The organism is Brasilonema bromeliae SPC951 (assembly GCF_012912135.1).
Classification (GTDB): Bacteria; Cyanobacteriota; Cyanobacteriia; order Cyanobacteriales; family Nostocaceae; genus Brasilonema; species Brasilonema bromeliae.
Window position 1 is genome coordinate 1 of the sequence record NZ_QMEB01000360.1, and the last position, 3,787, is coordinate 3,787.

Consider the following 3,787-nt stretch of genomic DNA (forward strand, 5'->3'; position numbering starts at 1 on the left):
CCCTGTTCCCTGTTCCCTGTTCCCTGTTCCCTGTTCCCTGTTAAGCGTGTTTCTTGAGAGTAACCGTGAAATTTTCTACCACAAGTGTGAGTCGTAAGTACCAGAGATCTGCAACGATTGCTGTGGAGAAATAGAGAGTGATTCATGGAGATTCAAACACCAGACTGGGTTAAACACGCTGTTTTTTACCAAATCTTTCCAGATCGGTTTGCCAGAAGCAAACAACCCCGCAAACGGCTTTTACAAAATGCTGCTTGGGAAGATTGGGAAGCTATGCCTACACTCCAAGGTTATAAGGGAGGAGATTTGTGGGGCATTCTAGAGCAGTTAGATTATATACAAGACTTGGGAATTAACGCCATTTACTTCACACCGATTTTCCAGTCGGCTAGCAATCACCGCTATCACACACACGACTATTATCAAGTAGATCCAATGCTGGGGGGTAACCCGGCTTTTAAGGAATTGCTAGACGCTGCTCACGCGCGGAATATCAAAGTCGTTCTGGATGGGGTATTTAACCATTCTAGTCGTGGATTTTTCTTTTTCCACGATGTTTTGGAAAATGGTCCTCATTCACCTTGGGTAGATTGGTTCAAAATAGAAGACTGGCCCGTTTCTCCTTATAATGGTGAGTTTCCTGCTAATTATGTGGGTTGGGATGGTAATCGAGCGCTGCCAGTGTTTAATCATGATAACCCGGAAGTGCGAGAGTATATCATGGAAATCGCCGAATATTGGGTTAAATTCGGGATTGACGGCTGGCGGTTGGATGTGCCATTTGAGATTAAAACTCCTGGTTTTTGGCAAGAGTTCCGTCAGCGAGTCAAAGCTATTAATCCCGATGCTTATATTGTTGGCGAAGTTTGGGGAGACTCCCGTCAATGGTTGGATGGGACTCAATTCGATGGGGTGATGAATTATTTGTTTGCAGGACCGACTATTGGTTTTACTGCGGGCGATCGCGTTGTTATGGAACAAGTACAAAGCCGCGACTACAAACCCTACCCACCCTTGTTCGCCGCTGAGTATGCTGAGAAAATTGAACGACTCTTGAAACTTTACCCTTGGGAGATTCAACTGACTCAACTAAATCTACTTGCGAGTCACGATACAGCACGGTTGCTGACTATTGCTGGTGGTGATAAAGCAAGTGGAGAATTAGCAACTTTACTGCTTCTGACCTTTCCTGGTGCTTCCAGTATCTATTATGGAGATGAAGTTGGTTTACCAGGAGCAATAGATCCAGACTCTCGTCGTGGTTTTCCACTAGAAGCTAATTGGGACAGGGAAATTTTCCAGACTCATCGCGAATTAATTGCCATAAGACATGCTTACCCATGTTTGCGTACAGGCGATTACAAAGTTCTATATGCTCAAGGAGCACTTTACATCTTTGCGCGAGTTTTGGCAACAGAGGAATTGATTGTTGCGGTTAACGTTGGTACTGCTGAGGCAAAAGGGAATGTTGACATCACAAGTTTGAACACTCAACCTAATAAACTTTTGTATGGCGCAGCAGAGGTGGAGTGGAGTGTTGAGGGAGAATCTAGGAATCTGACTTTAACTGTTCCTCCACGCTCAGGCTCCATTATAGGTGTAGGGTGAATGAAGAAAAATTCAGCTATACGAATTCAGAATAACTCTCGCGTTTGAGGTGACTTCTCCTACCCTTAGAGGGGTGCAGTAGATTGCACCCCTACTTTCCAGCAACCATTGCAGGCATTAACACTGCATCAATAACATGAATGACGCCATTGTCCGTAATAATGTCAGTTTTTAGGACATTGGCGTCATTCACTTTCACTTTGCCATCAGCAGAATCAATTGCCACAATTGACCCCTCTAGTGTTTCAGCATGGTCAATTTGGATTAAATCGTCAGACCTAACATCCCCGTAGGCTACATGATACATCAGAATCTTTTTCAATTTGGGGATATCTTGCAGCAATGAATCTAAAGTTCCTGGTGGTAGGTTGTTAAATGCGTCATCCGTGGGTGCAAAGACTGTATAGGAACCAGGACTTTTCAAAATCTCTACGAGTTCTGCAGCTTCAACAGCCTTCACTAGCGTGTTGAAATTTCCGGCGTTGATAGCAGTTTCAACAAGGTCAGCCATGAGATAATGTTTGATGGTTACAAAATACTTATAGAGCGATAAAAAAGTATCAACCTCTATCAACAGAAAGGTTGCTTGTAACTAATCATGGGGCAGTAAGCATGTTGGTGCTGCTAAACTGAAGAGAATGACTTCACTGAACCAGTAATTTATGCTAAAGCGTTCTAAGTTCGACACGACTCAATCGCAAGTTATGCACCGTGCTGAGGATCTCATTGGTGCAGCCTCAAATCGCTACCGCATTACAGTTCAAGTGGCAAATCGTGCGAAGCGTCGGCGTTATGAAGACTTTGACAATGCAGATGATGTAATGATGAAGCCAGTACTGAGGGCAATTATTGAAATGTCTGATGAACTGACTCAACCAGAAATTATTGGTGAAGTCTAGAGTGATGTCTACCGGAAAGAAGCAGGAGAAAAGGAAGCAGGTGAGACAGCGCTGCGGGAGGGTTTCCCTCGTGCTGGCTCTGCGAACCCGAAGGGGGAAGAAAATACTCCCTCATCTCCCTGACTCCCTTACTTCCTTACTCTCCCTACCTCGCCATCTCCCCTTCCGGGACATGATTAGGGGAGTAGGGATAGTACTAATTAGCTTACTTCTTTTGAGTTCTTCCCAAAGAGCTGACGCTCAAAGAGTCAGTCCTGGTGATGTTTGGCAAGCAGTTTATCAACAATTACCCGACTTACCCCGAGAAAATCAGTACATTAGCAAAGAAACAGGAAAAGTTGCAGAAAATAACACCTTGGTCAGTCGTATGATATGGTATCACTCCTATTTGAAAGGACGTGCACCAAATTATCGACTGGATTGGAAGCTGACTTTGGCTGATTACATGAGTGCCAATGAAGTGATGTATGAAACGACTTATCCTGGGAAAGAGACTCTAAGAAAAAATCCTTTTGATGGCGATCGCGCTGCTATTGCACGGCTAAACCGTCGCCAGCGGGATGCGTTAGTGCAAGCTTTGGTAAATGTTTTTAGTCCGAAATCTCAAAATACACCAGCTTCTACCCCCACTCCCTCCTCATCACAGCCAGAGGACACAACCCCAACTCCCAGACGAGTACCCAAACAAGGAGGTGCGCAGTTGTTAAAGTAAAAAGTCAAAAGATTTTTTCACTTTTTACTTCTGATTTTTTACTTTTTCAACTATGGAACGCGTTCTCAAAAGTGGACTTGGTTGGCGTATCGGCTGGAACCCAGCAGCGCCAGAGTTCAAAGGTTTAGTGGGTACAGATGATTGGGCGATCGAGTTAACTGAAGCTGAGTTGAATGATTTTTGTCGGCTACTAACGCAACTAGCAGACACCATCAGGCAAATTGCAACTGAATTAATGGATGAGGAAAAGATTACCTGTGAAGCTGAAAGCGATTTATTATGGATGGAAGTGGAAGGTTATCCTCATGCCTATAGTCTGCGTTTTATCCTGAAAACAGGGCGTTGTGCAGAAGGTAAATGGGATGATTCCGCTGTTGGTGGTTTGTTGAAAGCCTCCCAGATGCTCAAAGTTTTTTAAATCTAGACCTTGATAATTGTGGTTTTTGATGTTATACTTGGAAAGTTGACTACGGGGCGTAGCGCAGCTTGGTAGCGCGCCACTTTGGGGTAGTGGAGGTCGTGGGTTCGAATCCCGCCGCTCCGATTGAAGGTTCAATCACTGTGGCTG

Annotated in this window: 5 protein-coding genes and 1 tRNA gene; 5 read left to right on the forward strand and 1 reads right to left on the reverse strand. The window is 44.5% G+C overall.

Annotated features, from left to right (window positions below; all coding sequences use genetic code 11):
* Positions 1 to 144: 144 nt before the first annotated feature.
* Positions 145 to 1,608 (forward strand): glycoside hydrolase family 13 protein, encoded by a 1,464-nt coding sequence (locus tag DP116_RS27440; RefSeq protein ID WP_169158140.1) that lies wholly within the window; start codon positions 145 to 147, stop codon positions 1,606 to 1,608.
* Positions 1,609 to 1,699: 91 nt separating this feature from the next.
* Here the strand turns inward: DP116_RS27440 and DP116_RS27445 are convergent, their stop codons facing one another.
* A complete protein-coding gene (locus tag DP116_RS27445; protein ID WP_169158141.1) occupies positions 1,700 to 2,119 on the reverse strand; it encodes a fasciclin domain-containing protein in 420 nt (139 codons plus the stop codon).
* A gap of 151 nt (positions 2,120 to 2,270) precedes the next feature.
* Here DP116_RS27445 and DP116_RS27450 point away from each other — a divergent pair, with 151 nt between their 5' ends.
* The 4 genes from DP116_RS27450 (at position 2,271) to DP116_RS27465 (ending at position 3,763) form a co-directional block, all read left to right on the forward strand.
* On the forward strand, positions 2,271 to 2,507 hold the full coding sequence (locus DP116_RS27450) for a DNA-directed RNA polymerase subunit omega (RefSeq protein WP_169158142.1): 237 nt from the start codon (positions 2,271 to 2,273) through the stop codon (positions 2,505 to 2,507).
* A 172-nt stretch (positions 2,508 to 2,679) separates the two neighbouring features.
* Positions 2,680 to 3,219: a hypothetical protein gene (locus DP116_RS27455; RefSeq protein ID WP_169158143.1), complete on the forward strand. Its 540-nt coding sequence runs from the start codon at positions 2,680 to 2,682 to the stop codon at positions 3,217 to 3,219.
* Positions 3,220 to 3,271: 52 nt separating this feature from the next.
* Positions 3,272 to 3,637 (forward strand): DUF1818 family protein, encoded by a 366-nt coding sequence (locus DP116_RS27460; RefSeq protein ID WP_169158144.1) that lies wholly within the window; start codon positions 3,272 to 3,274, stop codon positions 3,635 to 3,637.
* A gap of 52 nt (positions 3,638 to 3,689) precedes the next feature.
* Positions 3,690 to 3,763, forward strand: a tRNA-Pro gene (locus DP116_RS27465).
* Positions 3,764 to 3,787: the final 24 nt, after the last annotated feature.

What these genes read in the sequence shown, in the direction of transcription:
- DP116_RS27440 (WP_169158140.1), top strand. Translation starts at nt 145, where the DNA reads ATGGAGATTCAAACACCAGACTGGGTTAAACACGCTGTTTTTTACCAA.
- DP116_RS27460 (WP_169158144.1), top strand. Translation starts at nt 3,272, where the DNA reads ATGGAACGCGTTCTCAAAAGTGGACTTGGTTGGCGTATCGGCTGGAAC.
- DP116_RS27450 (WP_169158142.1), top strand. Translation starts at nt 2,271, where the DNA reads ATGCTAAAGCGTTCTAAGTTCGACACGACTCAATCGCAAGTTATGCAC.
- DP116_RS27445 (WP_169158141.1), bottom strand. Translation starts at nt 2,119, where the DNA reads ATGGCTGACCTTGTTGAAACTGCTATCAACGCCGGAAATTTCAACACG.
- DP116_RS27455 (WP_169158143.1), top strand. Translation starts at nt 2,680, where the DNA reads ATGATTAGGGGAGTAGGGATAGTACTAATTAGCTTACTTCTTTTGAGT.